We start from the raw sequence: 22,420 nt of genomic DNA, 5'->3' as shown, positions 1-22,420 counted from the left end.
ACCAGCCTCCGGGCGCACACGACGTTCATGGGTACCACAACTGCAACGCCGTTCACAGTAGCACAGCCCCGACGCACCCCGGGCGGCGCGGCCGCACCGCTCCGTGGCGCCCCGTTCACCCGCCGTGCGGGGCGTCCCGCGGCACCGTCACCCGCACCTGGAGGCCGTGCGGCACATGCGGGGCGAAACGGAGCGTGGCGCCGCCCGCGGCGAGCAGGGCGCGACTGATGGAGAGCCCCAGGCCCGAGCCGGAGACGTTCTGGTGGCGGCCGCTGCGCCAGAAGCGGTCGCCGATCCGGGCCAGCTCGTCGTCGGCGAGACCGGGACCGCTGTCGGCGACGGTGATCCGTACGCCGTGGCCGCGCGGGGTGACGGAGACGGTGACGGGGCCGCCGGGCGGGGTGAACTTCAGGGCGTTGTCGACGATCGCGTCGAGGGCGCTGGAGAGGGCGACGGGGTCGGCCCAGCCGGTGACGGCGGCGTGCCCCTCGTAGGTGAGGTGGACGCCCTTGTCGTCGGCGAGCGGGCGCCAGGAGCCGACCCGCTCGGCGGCGAGCGCGGCGATGTCGGTGAGCTGGAGGTCGGCCGCGGCGTGCTCGGCGAGGGCGAGGCCGAGGAGGTCGTCCAGGACGCGGGCGAGCCGCTTGCCCTCGGTGCGTACGGAGGCGATCTCGGCGTTGCCCTCGGGGAGTTCCAGGGCGAGCAGTTCGATGCGGAGCAACAGGGCGGAGAGCGGGTTGCGCAGTTGGTGGGAGGCGTCCGCGACGAAGGCGCGCTGCTGTTCCAGGACGTCCTCGACATGGTCGGCCATCTCGTTGAACGAGCGGGCCAGCCGCCGCAGTTCGGGCGGCCCGGCGGTGGCGGCGACCCGGGACTTCATCCGGCCGGTGGCGATGTCGTGGCTGGCCGCGTCGAGGACCCGTACCGGCCGCAGCACCCAGCCGGTGAGGCGGAACGCGGCGGCGACGGCGGCGAGCATCGCGGCGCACTCCCCGGCGGCGATCAGCAGCCAGCCGCGCAGGATGCGGTGGCGCAGCTGCCCGGTGGGCGAGTCGGTGACGACGACCGCGACCACGTCGCCGTCGCGGATGACGGGCGAGGCGACCGGGATGCGGCCGGTGTCGTCCCACGGCCAGATCTGGTCGGGGTCGTGGCTGCGGTACCCGGCCAGCGCCTCCTTGAACGCCTGGGCGCCCTTCCCGTCCCGCGCCGCCGGCCAGCCGCCCGGGGCGACGGCCATCGGGGTGCGGTCCCGGTGGAAGACCCCGGCCCGGATGCCGTAGAGGTCGTGGTAACGGGCGAGTTCGGCGGCGAGGGTGGCGCGGCGTTCGTCCTCCTCGCCGGGGACCTTGGCGGCGGAGCGGTCGGTGACGAACTGCGCGAGGGCGGCGAACCGCGCCGCGTCGTCGATGCGGTCGATGACCACCTTCTGCTGCTCGACCCCGGCGGTGATCACCGCGAGCGGCACGCCGAGGGCGAGCAGCACCCCGGCGAGCAGGACGATGAGGAGCGGGAGGAGTCGGGTACGCACGGACCGGCGGGCCTCAGCCGGCCGGGGCGGCGGGCGGGCGCACCGGGGCGGCGGGGGCGACGAGGCGGTAGCCGACGCCGCGGACCGTCTCGATCAGCGCGGGCATCCGCAGCTTGGCGCGGAGCGAGGCGATGTGCACCTCCAGGGTCCGGCCGGTCCCCTCCCAGCTGGTGCGCCACACCTCGCTGATGATCTGCTCCCGCCGGAACACCACCCCGGGGCGCTGGGCGAGCAGCGCGAGGAGGTCGAACTCCTTACGGGTCAGCGGGACGGCGGTGCCGTCCACCGAGACCTGGCGGGTGGGCAGTTCGACGGTGACGGCGCCCAGCCGCAGCGCGTCGTCGGGCCCGCTCTCCTCGGCGCGGGGCTCGGCGGGGCCGGGCGCGCCGCGGCGGCTGACGGCGTGGATCCGGGCGAGGAGTTCGCCGGTGTCGTAGGGCTTCACGACGTAGTCGTCGGCGCCGAGGTTGAGGCCGTGGATGCGGGAGCGGACGTCGGCGCGCGCGGTGACCATGATGACGGGCACGGCGCGGATCCGGCGGATGCGGCCGCAGACCTCGAAACCGTCCTGGTCGGGAAGGCCGAGGTCGAGCAGGACCACCGCGAACGGTTCGTCGTGGTCGGGCAGGAGCGCCTGGAGGGCCTCCTCGCCGTTGCGGGCGTGCACGACGGCGAAGCCGTGCCGTCCGAGCACCGCGGACAGGGCCGCGGCGACGTGGTCGTCGTCCTCGACGAGCAGCAGTCTCATCGGCCCGGCCTCCTCCTCGGTGACGGTGTGCGCTGACGGTGTGCGGGAACCACAGGCGCATCTACGGCGATGAACGGTGCGCACGTCAAGGGGCGGCCATGCCCCGGACGCCATCCGTTACGCAGCCGGTACGCCCGGGGACACCGGGGCGGCTCCGGGCCGTGGGAGAGGGGCGCGGGGCGGCGGACGGCGCACCGTGCGGGCGCCCCGCGCACCGGCGTCCCCGAACCGGGGCGGCGGGTTCCGGCCGTCGCGGCCGGATTGTGATCCTCAAGTTCCCCTCAGATGTAATGACGCAGGTCGTAGGCCGTCCTACTGTCCTGGCAACCGAGGAGGACGGAGCTACACGCCGATGAGCGAAGTATCGGGGACCGGGAGCACCGAGGCCCCCGCACCGGCCGGGGACCAGTTGGTCGTGCTGGACAACGTCAACAAGCACTTCGGCGCGTTGCACGTGCTCCAGGACATCGACCTGACGATCCACCGTGGTGAGGTCGTCGTGGTGATCGGGCCCTCCGGGTCCGGCAAGTCGACGCTGTGCCGCACGATCAACCGCCTGGAGACGATCGACAGCGGCGCCATCAGCATCGACGGCAAGCCGCTGCCGCAGGAGGGGCGGGAACTGGCCAGACTCCGTGCCGATGTCGGCATGGTCTTCCAGTCCTTCAACCTCTTCGCGCACAAGACGGTGCTGGAGAACGTGGTCCTGGGGCAGACCAAGGTCCGCCGCACGGACAAGGCGGCCGCCGAGAAGAAGGCGCGCGCCCTGGCAGCTCGCCCGGGACGGTATGACGATGGTCGTCGTCACCCACGAGATGGGCTTCGCCCGCTCCGCCGCCAACCGCGTGGTGTTCATGGCCGACGGCCGGATCATCGAGGAAGCGGAGCCCAACCAGTTCTTCAACAATCCGCGCAGCGACCGCGCGAAGGACTTCCTTTCGAAGATCCTCCACCACTGACCCCGCGGTCCGGCCACGATGACCGTCAACACCTGTTGCAGACAAAGGACTTTCACCATGAGGATGCGTAAGACGGCCACGGCGTGCGCGGCGGTGCTCGCGCTGGCGGCGACGGCGACCGCGTGCGGCGGCGAGTCGGGCACGGCGGGCGACAAGCCGGCCGGCGGCGACGTCTACAGCGGCACCTACCGGCCCGCGTCCGGCGTCAAGGTCGACTCCCCCGTGCTGCAGAAGGCCCAGAAGGCGCACCAGATCACCATCGGCGTCAAGGCCGACCAGCCGTTCCTCGGTTTCAAGGACACGTCGGGCAAGTACACCGGCTTCGACATCGAGATCGCGAAGATGGTCGCCGCCGACCTCGGCTTCTCCGACAAGGAGATCGTCTTCAAGACGATCGACTCCAACGTCCGTGAGACCACCATCTCCAAGGGCCAGGTCGACTTCTACGTCGGTACGTACTCGATCAACGAGGAGCGCAAGAAGCAGGTCGACTTCGCCGGGCCGTACTACACCGCGGGCGCCGACCTGCTGGTGGCCCGGGACGACAAGTCGATCACCGGCCCGATGTCGCTGCGCGGCAAGAAGGTCTGCTCCATCGTCGGCTCCACGCCGCTGCAGGAGATCAAGAAGCCGAAGTACGGCGCCGACACCATCGAGCTGTCGAAGTACTCGGACTGCGTCAAGTCGCTGCTCGACGGTCAGGTCGCCGCCGTCACCACCGACGACGCGATCCTCAAGGGCTACGCCGCCCAGCGCAAGGACAAGCTGCGCGTCGTCGACAAGCCGTTCACCAAGGAGCCCTACGGCGTCGGCCTGAAGAAGGGTGACAAGGCGCTCCAGGGTGCGATCACCGACGCGCTGGAGAAGCACATCAAGAACGGCGACTACAAGAAGGCGTACGAGGGCACGCTGGGCAAGTCCGGTTCGCCGTTCACCGGCGACACCGCGCCCGAGCTGCCGCTTCCGCGAGGCTGACGCGCTCACGCCCCGCTTCGGAGAAGACCGTGTCCGTCCGCCCACCGGGGCGGGCGGACGCGCCCTCCACCGCACTGCCAGGGCTGCGCCCCGTACGCCCGCCGCGCCGGGTGTGCGGGGCGCGCTGCCGTCCGCCGCGCGGGCCCCGCCCCCTTCCCGCCGCCGACCCGACCGCAACCGCGGAGACCCCATGAACGTACTCCTCGATCATCTTCCCGAGTTCCGCGACGGCTTCCTCGGAACCCTGGCGATCACCGCGGCCAGCGCGCTGCTGGCGCTGGTGCTCGGCCTCCTCATAGCCGGTTTCCGGGTCTCCCCGATCCCGCCGCTGCGGGCGTTCGGGACGGCCTGGGTCACGGTGTTGCGGAACACCCCGCTCACCCTGCTCTTCCTCGTCGCCTTCTTCGTCGTGCCGCAGATCCTCTTCCCCGGCACCAGCCCCTTCGTGCTGGCGACGCTGGCGCTGGGCTTCTACACCTCGTCGTTCGTGTGCGAGGCGGTGCGCTCGGGCATCTCGACGGTGCCGATCGGGCAGGCGGAGGCGGCCCGTTCGCTGGGCATGACGTTCTCCCAGACGCTGCGCATGATCGTGCTGCCGCAGGCCACCCGCACGGTGCTGCCGCCGCTCAGCTCCATCTTCATCGCGCTGACGAAGAACTCCGCCATCGCGGGCGCCTTCAGCGTCACCGAACTCTTCAACGTCTCGAAGCTGCTGAGCGACCAGGGCTTCGCCATCGGCTGGATCTTCCTGTGGATCGCCCTGGCCTACCTCGTCATCACCTTCGCGATCAGCGGCCTCTTCCGGGTGCTGGAGCGGCGGATGGGGGTGGCCCGGTGAGCGGGGCCGGACGGCGGATCAGTACGACGTGGGTGCCGCGCGCAGGCGGGGCGGATCGAAGCGAGGTATCGGCATGAGCGGCGCCAGCGTTCTCTACGACGCACCGGGACCGAAGACGAAGGCGCGCAACCGCCTGTACAGCATCGTCGGCGCGGTGGCGGTGGTGGCCCTGATCGCCTTCGTCATCGAACGGCTGGGCGCCAAGGGCCAGTTCAAGCCCGAGATGTGGAACATCTTCAACTACGCCGACGTGCGGAACAATCTGCGCGACGGTGTGCTGACCACGCTGGAGGTCTTCGCGGTCGCCGCGGTCCTCTCGCTGGCGCTGGGTGTGCTGCTGGCGGTGGCCCGGCTCTCCGACCACAAGCCGGTGCGCTGGCTGGCGACCGGTTTCGTGGAACTCTTCCGCGCCATCCCGCTGTTGATCACCATCTACGTACTGTGGGTGATCCTCCTCGCCAACCGCGACGCGCTCGGCCTGTCCGGCAACGGCCCGCAGTTCTGGGCGCTGGTGGTGGGGCTGACCGCGTACAACGGCTCGGTGCAGGCCGAGGTGCTCCGGGCGGGCATCGTGGCGGTGCCGCGCGGGCAGGCCGAGGCGGCGTACGCGCTGGGCATGCGCAAGACGCAGGTCATGACGACGGTGCTGATCCCGCAGGCGGTGCGGGCCATGCTGCCGACGATCATCAGCCAGCTGGTGGTGACGCTGAAGGACACCTCCCTCGGCTACATCATCACGTTCGAGGAACTCCTCTACACGGCCCGCCAGATGAGCACCAACATCATCGTGAACGGCTCCGACACCTACGTTCCGGTCATCATCGTGACGGGCGTCATCTACGTCGCGATGTGCCTGGCGCTGTCCGGTCTGGCGACCTGGATCGAGCGGCGCGGCCGCCGTACGAAGACCGGGGTCGCCCCGGCCACCGCAGCTCCCGCGGGTGATCCGGCCACCGCGGCCGACACCGGGAAGGACCCGGCCGCCACACCGTGACCGGCCGCCGGACGGCGGGGCGGACGGATGACGCGGGGGCGGCGGCGGGGGCGGCGCCGCCCCGGTCACTTGACGCGGGCGGTCGCAGTGGGTTGCATACGCTGTGTGATCACGCACCGGGCTTCAACTGCCAGTTCCCGTACCGTCGCTTCGCCCCTCCGGGGCCGGGGAGCCACCTCGTGGACCCGGTGATCGTCGTGGGGGCGGGCCCGGTCGGCCTCGCCCTCTCCCTCTCCCTCGCCCACCTGGGCGTCCCCTCCGTCGTCCTCGACGACACCACCGGCCCCGAGCCCGTCCGCCCGGCCCGTACCGCGGTGCTGCGCGAGGACACCGCGGCGTACGTGGCGCGGCTGGGCTGCGCTCCGGCGCTCGCCTCGGCCGGGACCCGCTGGACCGGCTGGCGCACGGTGCGCAGGCGGCGCCTGATGGAGCGCGTGGAGTTCGGCCCCGGCGGCACCTGGACGCCCGGCGCCGACGACGCGCCCGCCTCCCCCGTCCACCTCCCCCAGCACGCGCTGACCGGCGCGCTCCGCACCGCGCTGGAGGGCGAGGAGCTGGCCCGGATCGTCGGCGGCAGCCGTCTGGTGGAGCTGGAGCAGGACGCCGGTGGCGTCAGCGCCCACACCCGCGGCCCCGGCGGCACCTGGTGGCGCGGGAGCTATCTGATCGGCTGCGACGGCCCGCGCTCCACCGTCCGCAAGCTGCTGGAGGTCCGCTTCCCGGGCCGTACCTCCGTCGAACGGCACGCGGTCGCCGCGATCCGCGCGGACCTGCCCTGGCCCGGCGAGGCGCTGCTGCACCGCGCGCCCGGGCGGCACGGCGTCACGGAGGTCTGCGCCCGGCCGCTGCCGGACGGGGTGTGGCGGCTGGACTGGCTGCTGCCGCCCGGCCGCGATCTGGTCACCCCGGACGCGCTGGTCTCCCGGATCCGCGATTCGCTGGCGGGCTGGGCCGCCGAACCGGCCCTGGCGACCGACGCCGAGGCCGCCCCGCCACCCCGCGGTCGCGGCCAGGCCCGCCCCGTCCCGCCGTACGAACTCCTCGACACCGGCGTCCACACCGTCCACCACCGGCTGGCGCGGCGCTGGCGGCACGGGCGGGCCTTCCTCGCGGGGGACGCGGCCCATCTGCTCGGCGCGCTCGGGACGCAGGGCCTCGACGAGGGGCTGCGGGACGCCGAGAACCTCGCCTGGAAGCTGGCACTCGCCTGGCACCACGGGGCGTCCGAGACCCTGTTGGACAGTTACCAGGCCGAGCGCCGTGGTGCGGTGGCCGCCCGGCTGCGCGCCGCCGACCAGGCGCTTCCGCTGCTGCGGGACGGCGGGGCGGGCCGTCTGCGGCGGGCCCTGCCGGGTGCCGCGCGCGGTGGTTCGGCGCTCTTGACCGACGGTCATCTGGGGCGGGGGCCACTGGGCGCGCCGCCGGTCCACACCCGTTCGCCGCTCGCCCCGGCACCGGCGCACACCGCGGCGGCGCCGGTGGGGACGCTGCCCGGCGCGCCGGTCGCCGATGTGCCGGTGACGGCCGCCGACGGTGCGGTGGTGCCGCTGCGCGAACGGCTGGGCCGCGGGCTACTGTTGGTGCTCGTCGCACCCGGTACGGGCGTGTGGGAGCCGCGGCACTGGCGGAGCGCCGGGCTGATGCCGCGGCTGACGGCAGCCGCCGAGGGGCTGCCCGTCGCCACCGAGGTGCTGGTCGCCGAGGAGTATCCGGGGGCGGCCGCGCACACCGTGCTGCTGGTGCGTCCGGACGGCCATCTGGTCACCGCGATGTCCGGCGTCCACCCGGCCGAGCTGTACGCCTGCGCGGACGCGGTACGCGGCGGTGCCTCCGGCGGAACGGCGCACCAGCTGTCGGCCGAGGGCGGGGAACCGGCCGACGGCGACGGCGCGGACGGCGGTTCGCCGGGTGCGGAATCCGTGGTTGACCCTGTGGGAACGTCCGTGTTTCACTCCGAACGTGACTGATCACGGCGCGCGTTTTTGGCGGAGGGTCCATCTCGACCTGGTCCGCTACGCGGGCTGCACCTGTCGTCCGTCCTGCTGATCCGCAGTTCTTCCCCGCGCGCTCCCGGCCGTCCGGCCGTGGTCGGCGCGTCTCCTCGCGATCACTCAGGACGGTCTCCCGTGCCCGGTCTCCCCTCCCCTGCCCGCCCTCGGACCGCCCCGCCCACGGGCGGTCCGAGCGCCTCGGAACTCCTCGACTTCGTCCGCCGTACCGCCGCGGACGCCTCCCTCGTCGCCTCCCTCCCGCTCGATCCCGAGGGCCGCACCTGGCTGCGGCTCGACGGTCCCGGCGGCAGCGAGGCGTGGCTGATCGGCTGGCCGCCCGGCACCGGCACCGGCTGGCACGACCACGGCGGCTCCCGCGGCGCCTTCGCCGCGGCCACCGGCGCGCTGACGGAGGACTCCCTCACCGTCCCGCTCCCCACCGAGGGCTGGACGGTGCTGGAACTGGCCGACGGCGTCGACCGCACCCGCACCCTGACCGACGGCCGGGGCCGCGCCTTCGGCGCCCACCACGTCCACCAGGTGCGGAACGCCTCCCCCACCGCCCACGCCGTCTCGGTGCACGCGTACCACCCACCGCTCCCCCTGATGCGGCGCTACAGCCGCACCGGCCCCCTCCTCCGCCTCGAAGAGGTCGAACGGCCGGAGGACTGGGGATGAGCGCCGCCGGAGTACCGGGGACGGGTGCGGTGATGCGCGGGAGGTCCGCCGGGTGCGGTACCGGGTCCCGTGCCTGGGTACGCGCCGGATCGGGCGGCGGCGCGGGGGCCTCGCGGCGGCCATGGAGCCGCCGCAGCCACAACGGAGAGACGGAGGTGGGCAGTTGAGCGCCATCGACACCCTGCTGGAGGAGGCCCGTGCCCGGCTGCACCGGCTGGATCCCGCGCAGGCGGCGGCTGTGCAGCGGGCGGGCGGCCTCCTCGTCGACATCCGCTACGCGGCGCTGCGCGCCCGCGACGGCACCATCCCGGGCGCACTGGTCGTGGAGCGCAACGAGCTGGAGTGGCGCCTCGACCCGACGGGCGACCACCGCGCCCCGGAGGCGACCGGCCACGACCTCCACACCGTCGTCATCTGCAACGAGGGGTACGCGTCGAGCCTCGCCGCCGTCTCGCTGCACCGGTTGGGGCTGCACCGCGCCACCGACCTGATCGGCGGTTTCCAGTCCTGGCGCGCCGCGGGCCTCCCCGTGATCCCCGGCACGGCACGGACCGACGGCTGAGGGCGGGGGCCCGGCTGCGCCTCCGGGTGCGGCCGGGCCCTGCCCTGGCCGCGCCCGTGCCCTCCGTGGCCCGGCGCCGCTACTCCTGCACCCACTGCTCCAGCGGTTCGGAGTCCTCCCCTTCCTCCTCCAGCGCCTGGCGGACCACCCGCAGAGCCAGGCCCTCGGAGTAGCCCTTGCGGGCCAGCATTCCGGCGAGCCGCCGCAGCCGCTTGTCGCGGTCCAGGCCCCGGGTGGTGCGGAGCTTGCGCTCGACCAGCTCCCGGGCGGTGGCCTCCTCCTGCTCGGGGTCGAGGCGGCCGATCGCCTGGTCGATGACCTCGGACTCCACGCCCTTGGTCCGCAGCTCGCGGGCGAGCGCCCGCCGGGCCAGCCCCCGCCCGTGGTGCCGGGACTCCACCCACGCGTCGGCGAACGCCGTGTCGTCGATGAGCCCGACCTCCACGAAGCGGGAGAGCACCTCCTCCGCCACCTCCTCGGGGATGTCCCGCTTGCGCAGGGCGTCCGCGAGTTGGCTGCGGGTGCGCGGTGACCCGGTGAGCAGGCGCAGGCATATCGCCCGTGCCTGCTCCTCGGGTGTGCGCGGGGACCCCTGCCCGGCCCTCGACGGGGAGGGGTCGCCGCTGTCGTCACGGCCGCCACGGCCCTTACGGTGTTCGGCACCGCCCGTGGCGTGATGATCGCCGTCGGGCCATTCCGTTCGCCGCGTCATGACGGACTAGCTCTTGGCCGCGGTGGCCTTGGCACCCTTGGCGCCCTTGGCCGCGGGCGCCGGAACCGACTTCGCGGGCTCGGCCGGACCGGCCGCGTCCGGGCCGGGCTCCGCCGCCGGGTCCTGCGGCTTGACGCCGATGCCCAGCTTCTCCTTGATCTTCTTCTCGACCTCGTTGGCGAGGTCCGGGTTGTCCTTGAGGAAGTTGCGGGCGTTCTCCTTGCCCTGGCCGAGCTGATCGCCCTCGTACGTGTACCAGGCGCCCGACTTGCGGATGAAGCCGTGCTCCACACCCATGTCGATCAGGCCGCCCTCGCGGCTGATGCCCTGGCCATAGAGGATGTCGAACTCGGCCTGCTTGAAGGGCGGGGCCACCTTGTTCTTGACCACCTTGCAGCGGGTGCGGTTGCCGACCGCGTCCGTGCCGTCCTTGAGGGTCTCGATGCGGCGGATGTCGATACGCACCGAGGCGTAGAACTTCAGGGCGCGGCCACCGGTCGTGGTCTCCGGCGAGCCGAACATCACGCCGATCTTCTCGCGGAGCTGGTTGATGAAGATCGCGGTGGTCTTGGACTGGTTGAGCGCGCTGGTGATCTTCCGCAGCGCCTGGCTCATCAGCCGGGCCTGGAGACCGACGTGCGAGTCGCCCATCTCCCCCTCGATCTCCGCCTTCGGCACCAGGGCCGCGACGGAGTCGATGACGATGAGGTCGAGGGCGCCGGAGCGGACCAGCATGTCCGTGATCTCCAGGGCCTGCTCACCGTTGTCCGGCTGGGACAGGATCAGTGCGTCCGTGTCCACGCCGAGCTTCTTGGCGTACTCCGGGTCGAGCGCGTGCTCGGCGTCGATGAACGCCACGGAGCCGCCGGCCTTCTGGGCGTTGGCCACCGCGTGCAGGGTCAGGGTCGTCTTACCGGAGGACTCCGGTCCGTAGACCTCCACCACGCGGCCGCGGGGGATGCCGCCGACACCCAGCGCCACGTCGAGCGCGGTCGACCCGGTGGGGATGACCTCGATGGGTTCGTTCGGCCGCTCCCCCATGCGCATCACGGCGCCCTTGCCGAATTGCCGTTCAATCTGTGCGAGCGCGGCGTCGAGCGCCTTCTCGCGGTCAGTGCCTGCCATGGGTTCCACCCGATTTGCTTGAGTCGATCGCTTCACGTCCACGACGCTAACGCCTGCCACTGACAATGCGCCCGGACCCGGCTCCGGCCTGTGGACAACTCGGCGATGAAGCCCCGGAACTTTCGCTCCGGCGTACAGGTCGGACCCTTATAAGAATGGATGTTCGATTTTACTGTCAAGCGGACTCCACGCGACCCGGCGGCCGTGTGCCACCCCCTGCGATCCGCCGCAGCGGAGGCCGGGCGCTCCCGCCTGACGGCGGGCGGCGCCGCCGTCAGGCGGACACGATCAGGACCGCCGAGGCGACGGCGGTGGCCAGGTAGAAACCGGGAAACGCGAGGTTGTGGAAGACGCGGGCGCGCAGGTGGAAGAGGAGCGCGCCCAGGTAGAGCAGGACGAGACCGCAGGCCGCGGCGGCGCCGAGGGGGCGCAGTGCCGCATCGAAGAGGCCGAGGAGGAGGCCCGCCGCCCCGGCCAGCTTGAGGGCGGCCAGCCGGGGCAGCCAGGACCGGGGCACGCCCACCTCCGCCGAGTTGGCCAGCACGAAGCGGGCCCCGGCGAGATCGGCGGCGGCGATACCGATGTTGAGGACGGCGGTGGACAGGGTGACGACGAGGAGTGCGAGCTGGGTTCCGGTCATGTCTTCAGGGTCCGCGGGCGCTCCGGACGCCGTCCAATACCTGCTTCCATAACCTGGTGGCATGGATGTGGACACCCGCCTGCTCCGGTACTTCGCCGCAGTCGCGGAGGAGGGCAGCCTGACCGCCGCGGCACAGCGGCTGTTCGTCTCGCAGCCCGCGCTGACCAAGCAGATCCGGCGCCTGGAGGACGATCTCGGGGTGCGGCTCTTCGCGCGTTCGCGGTCCGGGATGGCGCTGACCGAGGCCGGTCAAGAGCTTGCCGCGCGGGCGCCCGCGCTGCTGGACGGCTGGGACGAGGCGGTGCGGGCGACCGGCCGGGCGGCGCGGGTGCTGCGCCTGGGCTTCCTGGACGCGGGCGCCGTGGGCGCCGTCCCCGAGGTCATCGCCGAGTTCCGCCGGGCGTGGCCGGAGTGGCGGGTGGAGCTGCGGCAGTTCGACTGGTCGGACCCGAGCGCCGGTCTGACCCGGGGCGAGGTGGACGCGGCTGTGGTGCGGCTGCCGTTTCCGGGGCAGGACGGGCTGCGGGTGCGGGAGCTGTTCGTCGAGGAGCGTGGGGTACTGCTCCCGGCCGGGCATCCGCTGGCGGACAGGGAGACGGTGGAGTTCCGCGAGCTGTGGGACGAGCCGTTCGTCGCGGCCGGAGCCGGGACCGGGGCCTGGCGGGAGCACTGGCTGGCGACGGAGGAGCGGGACGGGCACCCGGTCCGGATCGGCGCCGTCACCCATCGGCCCGACGAATGGCTCGGAGCGGTGGCCGCCGGTTGCGTGGCACTGGCCCCGGCGTCGGCGGCCCGTTTCCACGCCCGTCCGGACGTGGTGTTCCGCGCGGTCCGCGGGGTCTCACCGAGCCGGGTGGGGCTGGCCCGGCCCCGGGGGCGGACACGCGAGGCGGCGCTGGACGCACTGCTGGAGGCCGTCGCCCGGCGGTTGAGCCGGAGCTGACGACGGGGCGGACAGACCGCCGCCCCACCGCCCCCACCGGATCGCCCCGGCGGCAACCGCATCGAGCGGGCCCGCCCGGCACGAGGCCGCCCGCGGCGACCACCTCGGCCGGGCACACCCGGACCATGACCGCCGCTCGCCCCTCCCCCGGCAGGCGTCGCCCGCCCGGCGCGTCAGCACGCCCCCGGCTCACCCCCCATGGGCCGTGAGCCGGTACCCCTCCGGCCCTTCGAAGGAGAACATCGGCCCGAAGGGGCTCTCCGCCATCGGCGTGAGGATCGTGACCCCGGCGGCGGCGAGCCGGTCGTGGAGCTGCTGGGCGTCCGGGGTCCGGAACCAGAGCACCACGCCGAGGCCCGGCCGTGCGGCGTCGGCGAGGTCGACGTCCGGGAACAGCTCGCGGACGGCGAACGGGATCGGCGCGGTGTCGAAGACGACCGCGTGGGGCGGCGAGGACGGGGAGCGGCGCCATCCCAGGTGACGCTCGCAGAAGGCCGCTGCGGCCTCCACGTCACGGACCTGCAGGGCGACGAAACCGGGGCCGTCGACGGCAACAGACATGGTTTTCCTCAACTCACTCTCATGTCAGGACTTTGACATGGGGGAGGCTAGGGCCCGCCCCGCGGGCATGTCAAAATGCTGACATGAACGAGAGTGTGCCACCGGAGCCGTCCCACCCCGCGGACGACATCACCCACCACGTGGGTTATCTGCTCAAACGCGCCCAGGCGGCCCTGCGCGGCGCCATGGACAAGGTGCTGCGCGAGCACGGGCTGACCGTGCCGCAGTACTCCACGCTCGAACTGCTGGCGCAGCACCCGGGGATGTCCAACGCCGACCTCGCCCGCGCGACCTTCGTCACCCGGCAGTCCGGCAACGTCGTCCTCCGGGGACTCCAGGAAGCCGGGCTGATCACCCGCCCCACCACCGCCGATCACGGGCGGGCCCGGCCCGCCCGGCTCACCGAGGAGGGACAGGCCAGGCTGGCCACGGTCCAGGCAGCCGTGCACGCCGTCGAACAGCGCATGATCGACGCGCTCCCGGCCCGGCGCGTCGCCGCGCTCCTGACCGACCTCGACCGGATCGCGACGGTCCTGGAGGAGTGACCGCCGACGCCCACGCCTAGGAGGGCTCGTCCCCGGGCGCCTCCGGCCCGTCGGGAGCCGTCCTCGCCCGCGCCCCCTCGGGTGCGTCGCGGTGCAGCCCCCGCCGGACCCGGGCCAGCGCCTCGGCGGCGCGGCGGGAGCGGCGTCCGCCGTGGACCCTCGGGTCGGTCACCTCGTACCGCTTCACATACGCGCTCAGGAACGCCTGCAGGGTCGCCGTCGCGGGGATCGCGATCAGCGCGCCGACGGCTCCCATCAGCGCCGTTCCCGCGATGACGGAGCCGAAGGCGACGGCGGGGTGGATGTCGACGGTGCGCGCGGTGATCCGGGGTTGCAGCAGATAGTTCTCGAACTGCTGGTAGATCACGACGAACGCGAAGACCCACAGCGCGTACCAGGGGTCGACGGTGAAGGCGATCAGAATCGGCAGGGCCCCTGCCAGATAGGTGCCGATGGTCGGGATGAACTGCGAGACCAGACCGACCCAGACGCCCAGCGCCGGGGCGTAGGGCACCCCGAGGATCTCCAGCAGGATGTAGTGGGCGATCCCGGAGATCAGCGCCATCAGCCCGCGCGAGTAGAGGTAGCCGCCCGTCTTGGCGACCGCGATCTCCCAGGCGCGCAGCACCTCCGCCTGGCGGCTCGGCGGCAGCACGGAGCAGAGCGCGCGGCGCAGCCGGGGGCCGTCGGCGGCGAAGTAGAACGAGAACAGCGCCACCGTCAGCAGGTTGAACAGGCTGCCCAGCACCGTCGCGGAGACGGCGAGGACGTTGTTGGCGCTGTCCTGGACGTACTTCTGCAGCCAGTCGGAGTTGAGGAGGTTGTTCTGCACCTCCAGCCGGGACAGATGGGTGTGGAAGGTGCTGTTCGCCCAGCTGATCACGGAGTCCAGGTACTGCGGGAACTCCTCGACCATGGTCGCGATCTGGCCGGCGACCATCGATCCGAGGAGGGCGAAGAACCCCGCCGCGGCGACCAGGATCCCGAGGAAGACCATGCCGGTGGCGAGACCGCGCCGGACGCCGCGGGCGGCCATCCAGTCCACCGCGGGCTCGACGGCCAGCGCGAGGAAGAAGGCGATCAGGATGTTCAGCAGCAGGCCGATGAGCTGGTGGAATCCCCAGCTGGCGAGCTGGAAACAGGCCACCAGCGCGAGCGCCAGCACCATGGCGCGCGGCAGCCAGCGCGGCAGCCGCGCGTCCGGCGGCTCGGGAGGTCGTCGGGCGTCGTCGCTGAGCGTGTCTTCAATCGCGGGCACCGGCCCAGTGTCGCGCACCCGTACGGAGTCCCCCGTCGTCACCCGGGGTACGGCGACCGTCCACCCGCGCCGGGGCGCAGGTCAGCGCCGCTCGTCCGGTACATCCATGGTGACGCAGACCACCCGCCACACCTCCTTGGCGCTCCAGCCCGCCGCCAGCGCCTCGTGGACGGTGCGGCCCCCGAGGCCGGACATCACATGGTCGCGGGCGAACGAGTCGGCGTACGCCGGTCCGAAGTGGTCCGCCATCCGCTGCCAGAAATCCGTCAGCCTCATGAATCCCGTCTCCTCAGGGCCCGGCCCCGTCCGTCCGCCGGTCCGCGGCCGGAGCGGCACCGTGCTCCCCGAGCGTATGCCCTCCCGGGCGGGGCCCCGCCGTCAATCCGGCGCCCCCGGTGTCCCGCCCTGGGAGGGCGTGGGCCCCGGTGCGGTGCGCCGGGGTACGGTCCGGCCCTACGGTGCGGGGCATGGCCGAAACCGCAAGTCCGCCGTCCCCGCTGGCCCGTGCCGAGCGCTTCGTGTGGCTCACCGCCCGGGTGCTCGAACAGCGGCTCTTCGCGTACCACTTCCTGGGCGGCGGTGACACCCCGGTGGAGCGGGCGCTCGCCGCGTACCGCAACGACGACGGCGGGTACGGCCACGCGCTGGAGCCGGAGCTGCGCGGTCCGGCCAGCCAACCCCTGCACACCGCGCACGCCCTGGGCGTGCTGGACCGTATCGGGCGCTGCGACAGCCGCCACATCGAGCACGTCTGCCGCTATCTGACGCGGATCTCGACCCGGGACGGGGCGCTGCCCGCGCTGCGGCCACCGGCGCACGGGTACCCGGTGGCGCCGTGGTTGCCGACCGCCGGTGATCCGCCCAGCTCCCTGCTGGCCACCGGGCCCGTGGTGGGCGTGCTGCACCGCAACGACGCCTGGCACGCCTGGCTGTTCCGGGCCACGGAGTACTGCTGGGCCGCCGTGGACGCCCTGACCGACACCCACCCCTACGAGGTGCGGGCGGCCCTCGCCTTCCTGGACGGCGTCCCGGACCGCCCCCGCGCCGCGGCCGCCGCACACCGCCTGGGCGCCCTGGTGCGGGACCGGGGCATGGTCGTCCTCGATCCGGCGCGGACCGCGGACGCCCCGCTCGCGCGGGGGTACGCCCCCGGGGAGCACCACTTCGCGTACGACTACGCGGCGGCGCCGGGTTCACTGGCCCGCGGCTGGTTCACGGACGCGGAGCTGGCGCGGTCGCTGGACCATCTCGCGGCGCTCCAGCGCGACGACGGCGGCTGGCCCGCCGACGCGTACGTACGGGCGCCGGGCACCGCGGCGGAGAGCCGCCCGGTCGTCACCCTGCGGGCCCTGCTGACGCTGCACGCGCACGGGCGACCGCTGGGCTGAGCGCGGGCCGGACGGCGGCCGCGGCGGGGTGCCCGGCGCGGCGCGCGGCCGTTCCGCCCGGCCGCTGTCGGTCCGCCGCACCCGCCGTGAGCTGCGCGGATGCCGTGTCCCGGCGGCGTTGTCAGTGGGCCGGTGCACGATGGGGGGCATGGACGGGACAGCGCTCGATTCCTTCTCCGCCGCGACCCGCGGCTGGTTCACCGGCGCCTTCCACGCGCCGACGGCGGCGCAGGAGGGCGCCTGGAGCGCGCTGCGCGAGGGCTCGGACGTCCTGGTCGTGGCGCCGACGGGCTCCGGCAAGACGCTGGCCGCCTTCCTCGCCTCGCTGGACGCGCTGGCGAGCGCCCCGCCCCCGGCGCAGCCGAAGAAGCGCTGCCGGGTGCTGTACGTCTCGCCGCTGAAGGCCCTCGCCGTCGACGTCGAACGCAATCTGCGCAGCCCGCTGACCGGCATCCGGCAGGAGGCGGTCCGGCTCGGGCTGCCGGAGCCGGACGTCACCGTCGGCATCCGCTCCGGCGACACCCCGGCCGCCGAGCGCCGCGCGCTCGCCACCCGCCCGCCCGACATCCTGATCACCACCCCCGAGTCGCTCTTCCTCATGCTCACGTCGTCGGCGCGGGAGGCGCTGGAGGGCGTTGAGACGGTGATCCTCGACGAGGTGCACGCCGTCGCCGGGACGAAACGCGGCGCGCACCTGGCGCTCTCCCTGGAGCGGCTCGACGAGCTGCTGCCGCGCCCGGCCCGCCGCATCGGGCTGTCGGCGACGGTCCGCCCGGTGGAGGAGGTGGCCCGCTATCTCTCGCCGCGGCGCCGGGTGGAGATCGTGCAGCCGCCGTCCGGGAAGCGGTTCGACCTGACGGTGGTCGTCCCGGTCGAGGACATGGGCGAGCTGGGCGGCTCACCCGTACGGGAGGGCGAGACCGGGGAGAAGCCGTCGATCTGGCCGCAGGTCGAGGAGCGGATCGCCGATCTGGTGCAGGCCCACCGCTCGACGATCGTCTTCGCCAACTCCCGCCGCCTGGCGGAGCGGCTCTGCAACCGCCTCAACGAGATCGCCCACGAGCGGGCGACGGGCGAGCCGCTGCCGGAACACCACTCCCCGGCCGAGCTGATGGCCGAGTCCGGCGCCGCCAGGGGCGCGCCGCCGGTGCTGGCCCGCGCCCACCACGGTTCGGTCTCCAAGGAGCAGCGGGCCCTGGTGGAGGAGGACCTCAAGGCGGGGCGGCTGCCGGCCGTCGTCGCCACCTCCAGCCTGGAGCTGGGCATCGACATGGGCGCGGTCGATCTGGTGATCCAGGTCGAGTCGCCGCCGTCGGTGGCATCCGGGCTCCAGCGGGTGGGCCGGGCCGGGCACCAGGTGGGCGCGGTGTCGAAGGGCATCGTCTTCCCGAAGTACCGCGGCGATCTGGTGCAGGCGGCGGTGGTCACCGAGCGGATGCGGACGGGCGCCATCGAGGCGCTGCGGGTGCCCGCCAATCCGCTCGACGTCCTGGCGCAGCAGCTCGTGGCGATGACGGCGCTGGACACCTGGGACGTCGAGGAGTTGCTGGCCCTGGTGCGCCGCGCGGCGCCGTTCGCCTCCCTCCCGGAGTCGGCGTTCACCTCCGTCCTGGACATGCTGGCCGGTCGCTACCCCTCCGACGCCTTCGCCGAGCTGCGGCCCCGCCTGGTGTGGGACCGCGTCGCGCAGACGGTGACCGGCCGCCCCGGCGCCCAGCGGCTCGCCGTCACCTCCGGCGGCACGATCCCCGACCGCGGGCTGTTCGGCGTCTTCCTCGCCGGTGGCGACGGCAAGGGCGGCGGTCGCCGGGTCGGCGAGCTGGACGAGGAGATGGTCTACGAGTCCCGCGTCGGCGACGTCTTCACCCTCGGCACGACCTCCTGGCGCATCGAGGACATCACCCGCGACCGCGTCCTGGTGACGCCCGCCCCCGGGGTGCCGGGCCGTCTGCCGTTCTGGAAGGGCGATCAGCTGGGCCGCCCCCTGGAGCTGGGCCGGGCCCTCGGCGCGTTCCTCCGCGAGATCGGGGCGCTGGCGCCGGAGGAGGCGCGGGCCCGGCTCGCCGCCGCCGGTCTCGACGACTGGGCCTGCGACAACGTCCTCGGCTACCTCACCGAGCAGCGGCAGGCGTGCGGCCATGTGCCGGACGACCGCACCGTCGTCGTGGAGCGGTTCCGCGACGAGCTGGGCGACTGGCGCGTCGTGGTGCACTCCCCCTTCGGCGCCCAGGTGCACGCCCCGTGGGCGCTCGCCCTCGGCGCGCGCCTCGCCGAGCGCCACGGCATCGACGCCCAGGTGATGCACGCCGACGACGGCATCGTGCTGCGGCTGCCCGACGCGGATCTGCTGGACCTCGACCTCCTCGACGGACCGGGCGGCGGCGCCGGGCCCGCGGCGGGCGCGGAGTTCGACCCGGAGCAGTCGCCGGTCGGCGCCGCCGATGTCGTCTTCGACGCCGGTGACGTCGATCAGCTGGTCACCGACCAGGTGGGCGGCTCGGCGCTGTTCGCCTCCCGCTTCCGGGAGTGCGCGGCGCGCGCCCTGCTGCTGCCGCGGCGCAGCCCCGGCAGACGCACCCCGCTGTGGCAGCAACGCCAGCGCGCGGCGCAGCTCCTCCAGGTGGCGAGCGAGTTCGGCTCGTTCCCGATCGTCCTGGAGGCGGTCCGCGAATGCCTCCAGGACGTGTTCGACGTCCCCGGGCTGACGGAGCTGATGGGCGACATCGAGGCCCGCCGGGTCCGCCTGGTGGAGGTCACCACCCCGGAGCCGTCCCCGTTCGCCCGCTCCCTCCTCTTCGGCTACGTCGCACAGTTCCTCTACGAGGGCGACTCCCCGCTCGCCGAGCGCCGGGCCGCCGCCCTGTCGCTGGACTCCCGGCTCCTGACGGAGCTGCTGGGCCGGGCGGAGCTGCGGGAGCTGCTGGATCCGGAGGTGCTGGCGGAGCTGGAGCGGGAGCTGCAGTGGCGCACCGACGACCGCCGGGTCAAGGACGCCGAGGGCGTCGCCGATCTGCTGCGGGTGCTGGGGCCGCTGACCGACGCGGAGCTGGCCGAGCGGGGCGCCGAAGCGGCGTGGGCCGAGGAGTTGGCCGCGGCCCGCCGGGCGATCCCGGTGCGACTGGCGGGCGTCGCGCACTGGGCCGCGATCGAGGACGCCGGGCGGCTCCGCGACGCCCTGGGCACGGCGCTGCCGGTGGGCGTCCCGGAGGCGTTCACCGAGCCGGTGGCCGATCCGCTGGGCGATCTGCTGTCCCGGTACGCCCGCACCCACGGCCCGTTCACCTCCGAGCAGGCCGCGGCCCGCTTCGGCCTGGGACCGGCCGTCACCGACGGCACCCTGCAGCGGCTGTCGGCCTCCGGCCGCCTGGTGCAGGGCGAGTTCCGCCCGCCCGTCACCCACTCCCCTTCCCCGGAAGCGCGGAGCGCCGCCCCCTCCCACGGCATGGGCCAGGAGTGGTGCGACGCGCAGGTGCTGCGGCGGCTGCGGCGCCGTTCGCTGGCGGCGCTGCGCGAGGAGCTGGAGCCGGTGCCGCCCGCCGCGCTGGCCGCGTTCCTGCCCCGGTGGCAGCAGGTCGGCACCCCCCTCACCCCGGGCGCCGCCCGCCCGCCGCGGAGCGCCGCCCCCGGGCTGCGCGGTCTCGACGGACTGGTGCGCGCCGTCGAGCAGTTGCAGGGCGCGCCGGTACCCGCCTCCGCGCTGGAGAAGCTCGTCCTGCCGTCCCGTGTCGCGGACTACTCCCCCGCGCTGCTGGACGAACTCACCGCCACCGGCGAGGTGGTGTGGGCGGGCGCGGGCGCCCTGCCCGGCAAGGACGGCTGGCTCACCCTCCATCTCGCCGACACCGCCCCGCTGTCGCTGGCGCCGCCGCTGCCCCTGGAGGTGTCGGCGCTGCACGCCTCGCTCCTGGACGCCCTCGCGCCCGGGTACGGCCTGTTCTTTCGTCAGCTCGCCGACCGGGTCCGCGCCACCACCCACCCCGAGGTCACCGACCCGCAACTCGCCGACGCCCTCTGGGAGCTGACGTGGTCGGGCCGGCTCACCAACGACACCCTGGCGCCGCTGCGCGCCCTCCTCGGCTCCGGCCGCACGGCCGGTTCCACCGCGCACCGGGCCCGCCGTTCGGTGCCCCGCGGCCGGTACGGCGCCGCCTCGGCAATGCGCACCGGCCGACCGACCGCGTCACGCTCCGGCCCGCCGACCACGGGCGGCCGGTGGTCGCTGCTGCCCGCCCCGGAGCCCGATCCGACGCACCGCGCACACGCCCTGGCCCGTACGCTCCTGGACCGGCACGGCATCGTCACCCGGGGCGCGGTCGCGGCGGAGGGCGTCGAGGGCGGTTTCTCGGCGGCGTACCGCGTGCTGGCGGCGTTCGAGGAGAGCGGGCAGGCGCGCCGTGGCTATGTCGTCGAGGGGCTGGGCGCGGCCCAGTTCGCGATGGACGGCGCGGTCGACCGGCTCCGCGCGGTGCACAACCGCCGCGAGCGCGACGCCGCCGACGGCTTCGCCCCCGCTGCGGACCAGCGGGGCGACGGCCCGCAGCGGGCGGTGGTTCTCGCGGCGGCCGACCCGGCCAACGCCTACGGCGCGGCCCTGCCGTGGCCCGAGCCACCCGCGGGCTCCACCCACAAACCGGGCCGCAAGGCCGGTTCCCTGGTCGTGCTGGTCGACGGCGAGCTGACCCTCTACATGGAGCGCGGCGGCAAGACCCTGCTGCTGTGGCCGCTCGGCACGGACGCGGACGGCCCCCGGCCGGACGACCGGCCGCGGCAGGCGGTCGAGGCGCTGGCCGGGCTCGCCCGTGCGGGCGCCCTGGGCACGGTCACCACCGAGCGGATCAACGGCATATCCGCCCTGACCTCCCCGTTCGCGGCCCTTCTGGAGGAGGCGGGGTTCCATCCCACACCGCGGGGGCTACGGCTGCGGGCCTGAGGGAGGAACGGCCCGGCGGGGCGAGCCCCAGCCGCCCCACGCCGGGCCGGACAACGGGCGCCCGGCTCGGGAGTCCCGCCGGGACGCACCGGGCCCGGCGCCCGGCCTCACCCGGGCCGCCACGCCTCACCGCACACCCCGGCAAAGGGTGGCAGCCCCGTACGCCCCCACCGTGGGCATCATGGACCCATGCCCGAAGGTGACACGGTCTGGCGGCTGGCCCGGCAGTTGCACGAGGCGCTGGCCGGGAAGGTGCTGGTCCGGTGCGAGCTACGTGTGCCGCGGCTGGCGACGACCGATCTGTCGGGCCGTACGGTCCGGGAGGTGGTGGCGCGCGGCAAGCATCTGCTCCTCCGCGTCGAGGGCGGGCTGACGCTCCACTCGCATCTGCGGATGGACGGTGCCTGGCGGATCCACGCGCCCGGGGAGCGGTGGCGCGGCGGCCCCGCGCACCAGATCCGGGCGGTGCTCGGCACGGCGCACCGCACCGCCGTCGGCTTCCGGCTGCCCGTGCTGGAGCTGGTGCGGACCGCCGACGAGAACCGCGTCGTGGGACACCTGGGCCCCGACCCGCTGGGCCCGGACTGGGACCCGGCGGAGGCGCTGCGCCGTCTGCTCACCGCCCCGGACCGCCCGCTCGGCGAAGCCCTGCTCGACCAGCGCCTTCTCGCCGGGCTCGGCAACGTCTACCGGTGCGAGCTGTGCTTCCTCCTCGGCGCCTCCCCCTGGCTGCCGATCGGGCGGCTCTCCGACCCCGCCCGCGCCCCGGCCCTCGCCCGTAAGCTCCTGGACGCCAACAAGGACCGCCCCGCCCGCCGCACCGTCCCCGGCGCCCGCCCCGACCGCCGCCTCTGGGTCTACGACCGGGCCGACCGCCCCTGCCTCCGCTGCGGCACCCCCGTACGCCACACCCCGCCCGGCCCCACACCCGACGCACGGATCACCTACTGGTGCCCCACCTGCCAACCGGGCCCCACCCCCGAACCCTGACGGGCACACCCTCGCCCTGTCTCTTATACACATCTCCGAGCCCACGAGACTC

The 22,420-nt window shown here is 74.0% G+C and carries 19 protein-coding genes and 1 pseudogene; 12 read left to right on the top strand and 8 right to left on the bottom strand.

The window, feature by feature from the left end:
* Positions 1–115: 115 nt before the first annotated feature.
* Both IF23_RS0127000 and IF23_RS0126995 read right to left on the bottom strand, forming a co-directional pair.
* Positions 116–1,531, bottom strand: coding sequence for a sensor histidine kinase (locus tag IF23_RS0127000; protein ID WP_030288151.1), 1,416 nt, complete (start codon positions 1,529–1,531; stop codon positions 116–118).
* A gap of 13 nt (positions 1,532–1,544) precedes the next feature.
* Positions 1,545–2,279, bottom strand: a complete 735-nt coding sequence (locus IF23_RS0126995) for a response regulator transcription factor (protein ID WP_030288149.1) — start codon at positions 2,277–2,279, stop codon at positions 1,545–1,547.
* Between the two features lie 352 nt (positions 2,280–2,631).
* On the opposite strand from IF23_RS0126995, the pseudogene IF23_RS31640 reads away from it, so the two are divergent.
* The 7 genes and pseudogenes from IF23_RS31640 to IF23_RS0126960 all read left to right on the top strand — a co-directional run bounded on the left by IF23_RS31640 (position 2,632) and on the right by IF23_RS0126960 (position 9,276).
* Positions 2,632–3,238 (top strand): annotated as a pseudogene (locus IF23_RS31640) (amino acid ABC transporter ATP-binding protein).
* Between the two features lie 57 nt (positions 3,239–3,295).
* Positions 3,296–4,213: a glutamate ABC transporter substrate-binding protein gene (locus tag IF23_RS0126985; RefSeq protein ID WP_030288147.1), complete on the top strand. Its 918-nt coding sequence runs from the start codon at positions 3,296–3,298 to the stop codon at positions 4,211–4,213.
* Positions 4,214–4,403: 190 nt separating this feature from the next.
* Positions 4,404–5,051 carry an amino acid ABC transporter permease gene (locus tag IF23_RS0126980; protein WP_030288145.1) on the top strand — a complete coding sequence of 216 codons (648 nt, stop codon included), beginning with the start codon at positions 4,404–4,406 and terminating at the stop codon, positions 5,049–5,051.
* A gap of 73 nt (positions 5,052–5,124) precedes the next feature.
* On the top strand, positions 5,125–6,045 hold the full coding sequence (locus IF23_RS0126975; RefSeq protein WP_030288143.1) for an amino acid ABC transporter permease: 921 nt from the start codon (positions 5,125–5,127) through the stop codon (positions 6,043–6,045).
* Between the two features lie 179 nt (positions 6,046–6,224).
* Positions 6,225–8,012, top strand: a complete 1,788-nt coding sequence (locus tag IF23_RS0126970; protein WP_030288141.1) for an FAD-dependent monooxygenase — start codon at positions 6,225–6,227, stop codon at positions 8,010–8,012.
* 159 nt (positions 8,013–8,171) lie between these two features.
* On the top strand, positions 8,172–8,714 hold the full coding sequence (locus tag IF23_RS0126965) for a cupin domain-containing protein (protein WP_030288139.1): 543 nt from the start codon (positions 8,172–8,174) through the stop codon (positions 8,712–8,714).
* A 163-nt stretch (positions 8,715–8,877) separates the two neighbouring features.
* Entirely contained in the window at positions 8,878–9,276 is a 399-nt protein-coding gene (locus tag IF23_RS0126960; RefSeq protein ID WP_030288137.1) for a rhodanese-like domain-containing protein, read from the top strand.
* 79 nt (positions 9,277–9,355) lie between these two features.
* Here the strand turns inward: IF23_RS0126960 and recX are convergent, their stop codons facing one another.
* The 3 genes from recX to IF23_RS0126945 form a co-directional block, all read right to left on the bottom strand.
* Positions 9,356–9,988: a recombination regulator RecX gene (gene recX, locus IF23_RS0126955; protein ID WP_030288135.1), complete on the bottom strand. Its 633-nt coding sequence runs from the start codon at positions 9,986–9,988 to the stop codon at positions 9,356–9,358.
* A 6-nt stretch (positions 9,989–9,994) separates the two neighbouring features.
* The gene (gene recA / locus IF23_RS0126950; protein ID WP_030288133.1) at positions 9,995–11,113 is read right to left on the bottom strand and encodes a recombinase RecA; all 1,119 of its coding nucleotides are present in this window, start codon (positions 11,111–11,113) and stop codon (positions 9,995–9,997) included.
* A gap of 274 nt (positions 11,114–11,387) precedes the next feature.
* Positions 11,388–11,753: a DoxX family protein gene (locus IF23_RS0126945; RefSeq protein WP_030288126.1), complete on the bottom strand. Its 366-nt coding sequence runs from the start codon at positions 11,751–11,753 to the stop codon at positions 11,388–11,390.
* A gap of 61 nt (positions 11,754–11,814) precedes the next feature.
* Between IF23_RS0126945 and IF23_RS0126940 the strand changes: the two genes are divergently transcribed.
* Complete coding sequence (locus IF23_RS0126940) at positions 11,815–12,696, top strand: LysR family transcriptional regulator (protein WP_030288124.1); 882 nt, start codon at positions 11,815–11,817, stop codon at positions 12,694–12,696.
* Positions 12,697–12,885: 189 nt separating this feature from the next.
* Here IF23_RS0126940 and IF23_RS0126935 read toward each other — a convergent pair whose 3' ends face one another.
* Positions 12,886–13,257 carry a VOC family protein gene (locus IF23_RS0126935; RefSeq protein WP_030288122.1) on the bottom strand — a complete coding sequence of 124 codons (372 nt, stop codon included), beginning with the start codon at positions 13,255–13,257 and terminating at the stop codon, positions 12,886–12,888.
* 83 nt (positions 13,258–13,340) lie between these two features.
* Here IF23_RS0126935 and IF23_RS0126930 point away from each other — a divergent pair, with 83 nt between their 5' ends.
* Positions 13,341–13,802, top strand: coding sequence for a MarR family winged helix-turn-helix transcriptional regulator (locus IF23_RS0126930; RefSeq protein ID WP_030288120.1), 462 nt, complete (start codon positions 13,341–13,343; stop codon positions 13,800–13,802).
* Between the two features lie 16 nt (positions 13,803–13,818).
* On the opposite strand, the gene IF23_RS0126925 is transcribed toward IF23_RS0126930, so the two are convergent.
* Entirely contained in the window at positions 13,819–14,970 is a 1,152-nt protein-coding gene (locus tag IF23_RS0126925; protein ID WP_425423888.1) for an AI-2E family transporter, read from the bottom strand.
* 171 nt (positions 14,971–15,141) lie between these two features.
* Complete coding sequence (locus IF23_RS0126920) at positions 15,142–15,336, bottom strand: DUF3046 domain-containing protein (protein WP_030288116.1); 195 nt, start codon at positions 15,334–15,336, stop codon at positions 15,142–15,144.
* Positions 15,337–15,527: 191 nt separating this feature from the next.
* Between IF23_RS0126920 and IF23_RS0126915 the strand changes: the two genes are divergently transcribed.
* From IF23_RS0126915 to IF23_RS0126905, 3 genes are all read left to right on the top strand, one after another.
* Positions 15,528–16,448: a hypothetical protein gene (locus IF23_RS0126915; RefSeq protein ID WP_030288114.1), complete on the top strand. Its 921-nt coding sequence runs from the start codon at positions 15,528–15,530 to the stop codon at positions 16,446–16,448.
* Positions 16,449–16,596: 148 nt separating this feature from the next.
* Positions 16,597–21,378 carry an ATP-dependent helicase gene (locus tag IF23_RS0126910; RefSeq protein ID WP_030288112.1) on the top strand — a complete coding sequence of 1,594 codons (4,782 nt, stop codon included), beginning with the start codon at positions 16,597–16,599 and terminating at the stop codon, positions 21,376–21,378.
* A gap of 189 nt (positions 21,379–21,567) precedes the next feature.
* Positions 21,568–22,368, top strand: a complete 801-nt coding sequence (locus IF23_RS0126905) for an Fpg/Nei family DNA glycosylase (protein WP_030288110.1) — start codon at positions 21,568–21,570, stop codon at positions 22,366–22,368.
* The last annotated feature ends 52 nt before the right edge of the window (positions 22,369–22,420 follow it).

Origin of the sequence: Streptomyces catenulae (assembly GCF_000718015.1) — a bacterium.
Classification (GTDB): Bacteria; Actinomycetota; Actinomycetes; order Streptomycetales; family Streptomycetaceae; genus Streptomyces; species Streptomyces catenulae.
This window is presented reverse-complemented; position numbering and strand designations above follow the sequence as displayed.